We start from the raw sequence: 6,636 nt of genomic DNA, 5'->3' as shown, positions 1-6,636 counted from the left end.
ATACCTTGAGCTGGTAACTCTGCTATAAAATATTGAGTGGTATCGGAAAAAGCTTGGCTGTTATTATTTTTATAGGTTTTTATTAGTTCTTCGTTAAGTATATTAATAAGTAAATCGCATAGCGACTCTAGCTTGTTTAAATTTTCATCAGTGTGTGGCTGTACCACAAAGAAATTACTGACAACGGCTTGAATTCGAGGAAGGTGTTTAGCACTAATGACTTTTGCATCAAGTAACTCGTTAAGTTTTATTTTTAAACGTGATTGAGTACTTGCAACGCGCTCGTTAAACAGCTTTTTCTTTGCTTCAATAGTCTTTTTACGATTACTTTCAATGAGTAAGTAACTGCCAAGTAAAGTAATTAACAATAATAAAGCAAGAAATACTACATAAGTCATTGCTACAATTTCCTGATGGTGATGATTAATAATCTAGCCCGATATTTTGCTCTAAAGTTGCATGTTTGGCAATAACTGAGAGATTGTTTATCTATTGGGGTGAAACAAACATGCGCACTCAAAGAGACTCAGCCTTACCTACCTGTTTAGAGGCAAGGGATATGAGCATGCGCAGTAGTTTTAATCGCTTTTTACTTTGCCCACTCGATTAACTATCTCTTGCTGCGATTACATCGCCCCTCAATTAAACAACTCTCAGTCCTAAAAGCTCAACCGTTTTTAGTATAAACGGCTACCCCAGTTTAACTTCTTACGAAGCACATTATAATAAGAGTAATTTTTTGGGTGAATTAATCGTAATTTTCTATCTGCTTTGCGAATAACGACCTCATCACCGGGTAATACGGCAAGTACAACATGGCTGTCGCAACTTACCTGTAAGCTATCGGTATTTTCTAAACTAAGCTTTAAACGTACTTCGTTATCGGCATCTACCACTAAAGGGCGGCTTGATAAAGTATGCGGGAACATAGGAACCAATGACATGGCGTTGAGTTCTGGGGTTAAAATAGGGCCGCCGCCCGATAAAGAGTAGGCTGTTGAACCTGTTGGAGTCGATACAATTAACCCATCAGAGCGTTGTGAGAATACAAAATCATCGTTAATAAATGCTTCAAACTCAATCATGTGTGCTACTTTATCAGCATGAAGCACCGCTTCGTTTACTGCCGAATTAGCGCTTTTAAGTTCGTTATGACGGTACACTTCTACTTCTAATAAAAAACGTTTTTCTTCAATGTAATCGCCACTGAGTACTTGTTCTAAACTGCCTTCAAATCCTTCTGGATTTAAATCGGTTAAAAAGCCTAAATTGCCTCTGTTTACACCGATTACCGCAATATCAAAACGAGCGAGTACTCTTGCAGCGCCAAGCATATTGCCATCACCACCAACCACAATGGCTAAATCGGCGCGCGCTCCCAAATCAACGAGTTTTACGAGCTTGTCCTCAGGTACATCACTAAGTTGACCTCCCGTGCGTTTTTCAACAATCACCTCAAAGCCTAAAGCTAATAAAAACGTATGTAATCGTTGTAACGTAGCGGCTGCATTAGGATGATTTGGCTTACCAATCAAGCCGATAGTGTTAAAGGGAGAGTCCATAATAAATACACTGAAAGTTTCGATATTAGTAGAGTAACCTAAAACAGAAGTGTTTGAAAACACAGATCTTAGGGTCTGTTGTCCTTTCAATGTGAAACAGACACTGACGGAAGGGTTTTGACTAGAGGCGATTAACTTTTTGTTATTCGGTTTTCACTTAGGCCACTAGGTTATAAACCTCGTATCGTGATTAAATCGCCCCTAGTTTGAACAAATTTTAATCCGCAAAAATAACAGAGCTTAATAGTGACTAATTGATTTAATTAATTCACTGTAAAATTTAGATTTATTAAATTTCTTATACTTGAAATAATAATACCTAGCCCCGATATAACAGTCATGCGTAAAGATGTAGATAACATGAAACTAAATCCTCGAGACCAGCAAATTTTTGCCGCTGTTATGAGCCTGTACTGTAATGGTGATGGCTTACCTGTGCCTTCAACAAAAATTGCAAAACAAAAAGGTATGGCGGTGTGTTCTGCCACTGTTCGCAACGCGATGGCACGCCTTGAAAAAATAGGCTTATTGTATTCACCACATACATCTGCTGGGCGAGTCCCTACCAATGATGGCTTTGAGTATTGGTTTGATGAGTTTTTTACTTTGGATGCTATTGCTAATTACTGGCAACCTGAGCAGGCTGAGTTAGTCGAATTGGCACATGGCTTGAGTCAACGTTACCAAGTATGCTGTTGTGTGGGGCTACCTCAAGTTAGAACTCAACAGGTATTTAGAGTAGAAGTACTCGACTTTGACGCTAATAACTGGCTTATCTTACTTTTAGACAGAGCAGGGCAAAGCCATAATATCTGCATTAATAAGCCTGATGATCCCAGTGACGGCCAACGGTACGAGTTTGCAACTTGGCTTAACACTGTATTTAGCCAGCAAACACTCATTGAAGGGTTATATAGAATGCAGGCCATGGCAAGTACAGCGCCGCGTAATTGTCATGACTCTTTAACTCAATGGACGCGTGAGTTAAGCCAAAAGTTAGGCTCAGATAACAGTATAGTGGTGGGCGAAAACTACCTTTATAAAAAAATAGATTGTGAGCAAAGCCTTAATATTGGTGTTTCATTTTTAAATTTTGTGGAAGATAAACTCGCATTTAAAAACGGGGTCTCTATTCTCAGTGCTGAAAACTTACCTTTTAGCACCTGTGATGATCTCATTGTGATCACTGTGCCGTACTTTCAAAATCAGGAATATCAAAGTCGTTTTTGTGTTATTTGTCCGAAATCAGCGCAATTAGAGAAAATAATCCAAGAATTTAAATTATTAGAGCCATCGGGCTCTTGAATCTTTTTATTCAATCCCCATAATTACCGCAGTTGTAAAGAATTGGAGCGTATATTTTATGTCTGAGCAGACACAAAACCCAGAGCAAGAAGTAGAATTGAACGAAGAAGTGGCGCAAATGGAAGCCGACGTTGAGGCTGCAGTAGAAGCAGCAGAACAACACGCCGAGCAAGAGCAAAGCCCTGAAGCAGAAATTGCAATGTTATATGCTGAGTTAGAAGCGGCAAAACAAACTATTGCAGATCAGAAAGATAGCGTCGTTCGCGCTGCTGCTGACGTTGACAATATGCGTCGTCGTGCTGCACAAGATGTTGAGAAAGCGCACAAATTTGCACTTGAAAAATTTGCTAACGAATTACTTCCTGTTATAGACAACCTAGAGCGTGCTATAGAGTTCTCTGATAAAGAAAATGAAACGCTTAAGCCTTTGTTAGAAGGTATTGATATGACAGTAAAAAGCTTTAACGATGCAGTGGCTAAATTTGGCGTTGAAATTGTAAACCCACAAGGTGAGCAGTTTAACCCAGATTTTCATCAAGCAATGTCGATTCAGCCAAGTAATGATGTGACGCCTAATACTGTGTTAGCAGTAATGCAAAAAGGTTACACATTAAACGGTCGTTTATTACGTCCTGCAATGGTTATGGTATCTAAAGCAGCTGATGCTTAATTAAGTATACAATTAAAAAATGCCTCATTATGAGGCATTTTTTTTGTCTTTAAAATAATGAACTAACTGCACTAGGATAGTGAGTACAACTGCGCTGAACATTAAACTTGAAAATGGAACTGCACTTTGTGCATGCATTACCGCTAATATAGGGCCTACTAATGCGCCACTACCAAAACGTAAGGTGCCAATAACCGCCGTTGCAGTCCCTGTATTTTGCTCAAATTTCATCAAAATCAATGAATCTGCGTTACTTGCTATTATACCTAGGCTCATCATCAACGGAGCAATAGCCGCAACAATAAAGTAAAGTGACAAGTTTAATACGCTAAAGCTAAGTAATGCTGCGCCAGAGATAAAGCCACACATTAAGCCATAATAAAGCATTTTGCGTGAGCCAATACGTGGCACTACGCGAGTATTTAAAAAATTACCAAACATCAACGCCATTACATTAAAAGCGAATAACAGGCCAAACAATTGTTCTGATACTTTAAATAGGTCGAGGTAAATATAAGGGACGGACGTTAAAAAGCAAAAAAAGCCAAACGACACAAACATCGAGCTTAAAATATCGGCGCGGGCGTGCGTATTACTTAATACCACTTTATAACTTGAGAAGAATAATGCTAATCCTTTTCGCTCATTTTTAAATATTGGAATATCGATTAAGTAACGTTGCACAAAAAGTAAAATAACAAAGCTATAGGTCGCTAAAACAATAAAAATAGTCGACCATACCGAAAAGCCTAAAATGACCGAGCCGATAGAGGGGGCAAGTAACGGTGCTATCATCATAATCATAGACACGTAAGACATACCTTTAGCAGTATTTTTTTGATATATATGCCTAATGATCCCAGGGACGACAACCGTAGCGGCCGCGCCTGTAAATGCCTGTACAGCTCTTAACAGCCAAAAAGTATGCACTTCAGTGGTAAATGCTAACGCCAGTGAACTTAAGCCAAATAAACTGAGACCTATCCGTGCCAGTTTACGCCTGCCAATTTGATCGGCTATGGGGCCAAAAAATAACATGCCCAATGCATAACCCGCTAAGTATATACTCAACGATATTTGAACATTTGGCATGCTGGTATTGAGATCATTGGCAATCACCAGCATCGCCGGTAAATACATATCAATGGCTAAAGGCGTGATCGCGACAATACTGGCTAATAAAGGCAATAAAATACGGGTATTAAAAGAAGCCGAAGCGCTCATTTAAAAACTCAAAACAACGAATATAGGCCCAGCATTATAGCAGGGCAATAGCCTTGGATAAACTTAGTTTGCCTGCTAACTTAATTGTTTAATTGCAAAAAGCAAAGATTTTAAACTAACACCGCGTTTGCTATTCTATACTTAGTAACAAACTTTTTTAGGGTAACACAATGAAAAAATTGGTTTTGGTAGTTCTAGCCAGTGCAGTATTAGCAGGTTGTAAAACATCACCAACTGGGCGCACGCAAATTGCGCTTTACTCAGATCAGCAAATGACTCAAATGGGCACTGCCAGTTTTGCAGAGATGAAAAAAACGCAGCCAGTAAATAAAGATCCAAAAGTAAACAGTTACGTCAATTGCATTGCTGAAAAAGTAGTGGCCGTGCTTCCTACAGAATATGCATCTCAAAATTGGGAAGTGGTGGTATTTGAAGATGAATCTGCAAACGCCTTTGCATTGCCTGGCGGTTATATTGGTGTACATACGGGGCTCTTAAAAATAGCCACAAATCAAGATCAGGTTGCCACTGTTTTAGGCCATGAAGTTGGACACGTGATTGCTGAGCATTCAAATGAACGGGTCTCACAAAGTTCTATTTTACAAACGGGTATGCAGCTGGGCAATGCGGCGCTTGAAATGGGTAACGTGCAATACCGTAATGAAATTATGCAAGGCCTTGGTTTAGGCGCTCAATATGGTGTGGTTTTACCCTTTAGTCGCTCACATGAGTCAGAGGCAGATACAATTGGTTTAGATCTTATGGCGCAAGCAGGGTTTAATCCCAAAGAGTCTGTAACGCTTTGGCAAAATATGAGCCAAGCGGGCAGTGGGGCTACGCCAGAGTTTTTATCAACTCACCCAGCACCAACGAGCCGTATTGCAAATTTACAATCGCAAATGAGTAAAGCGCTTAGCGAGCAAAAAACAGCTAAAGCACAAGGTAAAAATCCGCAGTGTAAGTTGTGATCAGCCATAAAAAAACCTGTCTAATGACAGGTTTTATTTTTTATAATTAAAACATTCAATTATATATTAGAAAGTCCACTCTAAATGAATTTGCGGTACTGATTCACTAACATCAGTACCAAATTTATTGTGCCAGTATTGCCATTCCATACCTAACAGTAAGGTATTTTCTTTCATTTCTAGCGCATGTCCCATATCCCATACAATAATAGGTTGGGCTAAAAACCAAGCACGCACATCGTTACCAAACTCATCTTTTCGTTCAGCAATGTACTCTGCATGTCCTTTTACGTTAAACTTTTGCGAGCCAATCATGAACGGGTAATCAAAGGCTACATCAAACATCCAGCTGTTAGTTTCAATGGGTGCACCGCCTTTTGCAACGCCTTCGCTATCATCAATGTATGCACTGATAAGGGTTGAAAAGAAATTAAAACCAGGCACATCCCAGCTTAATTTTACGCCTGGTAAATATTTAACTACTTTGGCATCGCCTGCAGCATTAATACCCATGGTTAGGCCAACATCAACAAGCGCCCCTGACGCTACTTTTTCGTCCATTACCGCAGATAAACTAAGGGTAGAGTAACCTTCAAAGTAAAAGTCTTGATCTTGAAAGCCATCATCGTTGCTGTCGGTACTGTAATCAATAAAGAAAAAGTTATCGCCATAATCATGCCCAGAAGCATGCTCAATTGAGTACACCGTGGTATTAGATTTTTGTTCAGTAAATGGGTTTTTGTGGTTGCCGTTATTAATATGAAGCGCCGTATTGCTCCAATTAGCAGCGGTAGCTGTTGAACTTAATGCACACGCACTTAGTGCAACGAGAGGAAGTAAGTTTTTAATTTTCATAACCATATTTTATGTGACACGCTGAATATCACATTATAGCAAACACGGTTAA

7 protein-coding genes are annotated in these 6,636 nt (G+C 39.4%); 3 read left to right on the top strand and 4 right to left on the bottom strand.

The window, feature by feature from the left end; translation table 11 throughout:
- Together A9479_RS02045 and nadK are read right to left on the bottom strand one after the other, a co-directional pair.
- Window positions 1-398 (bottom strand): hypothetical protein (locus tag A9479_RS02045; protein WP_064662567.1); only part of this gene is annotated, 398 nt, incomplete at its 3' end.
- 279 nt (window positions 399-677) lie between these two features.
- Entirely contained in the window at window positions 678-1,562 is an 885-nt protein-coding gene (gene nadK / locus A9479_RS02040; protein WP_024602951.1) for an NAD(+) kinase, read from the bottom strand.
- Window positions 1,563-1,901: 339 nt separating this feature from the next.
- Between nadK and A9479_RS02035 the strand changes: the two genes are divergently transcribed.
- Window positions 1,902-2,867 (top strand): hypothetical protein, encoded by a 966-nt coding sequence (locus A9479_RS02035; protein ID WP_064662566.1) that lies wholly within the window; start codon window positions 1,902-1,904, stop codon window positions 2,865-2,867.
- Between the two features lie 58 nt (window positions 2,868-2,925).
- Window positions 2,926-3,537 (top strand): nucleotide exchange factor GrpE, encoded by a 612-nt coding sequence (gene grpE, locus A9479_RS02030; RefSeq protein WP_013465165.1) that lies wholly within the window; start codon window positions 2,926-2,928, stop codon window positions 3,535-3,537.
- Between the two features lie 27 nt (window positions 3,538-3,564).
- Here grpE and A9479_RS02025 read toward each other — a convergent pair whose 3' ends face one another.
- Window positions 3,565-4,761, bottom strand: coding sequence for a Bcr/CflA family efflux MFS transporter (locus A9479_RS02025; RefSeq protein WP_064662565.1), 1,197 nt, complete (start codon window positions 4,759-4,761; stop codon window positions 3,565-3,567).
- 170 nt (window positions 4,762-4,931) lie between these two features.
- Between A9479_RS02025 and A9479_RS02020 the strand changes: the two genes are divergently transcribed.
- Window positions 4,932-5,729: a M48 family metallopeptidase gene (locus A9479_RS02020; protein ID WP_033103610.1), complete on the top strand. Its 798-nt coding sequence runs from the start codon at window positions 4,932-4,934 to the stop codon at window positions 5,727-5,729.
- Window positions 5,730-5,795: 66 nt separating this feature from the next.
- Here A9479_RS02020 and A9479_RS02015 read toward each other — a convergent pair whose 3' ends face one another.
- On the bottom strand, window positions 5,796-6,584 hold the full coding sequence (locus A9479_RS02015) for a nucleoside-binding outer membrane protein (RefSeq protein ID WP_036932644.1): 789 nt from the start codon (window positions 6,582-6,584) through the stop codon (window positions 5,796-5,798).
- Between the last annotated feature and the right edge of the window lie 52 nt (window positions 6,585-6,636).

The organism is Pseudoalteromonas sp. MQS005 (genome assembly GCF_001661605.1).
Classification (GTDB): domain Bacteria; phylum Pseudomonadota; class Gammaproteobacteria; order Enterobacterales; family Alteromonadaceae; genus Pseudoalteromonas; species Pseudoalteromonas tetraodonis.
Note: the sequence above shows the minus strand (reverse complement) of the source record. Positions and strands in the feature narration are given on the sequence as shown.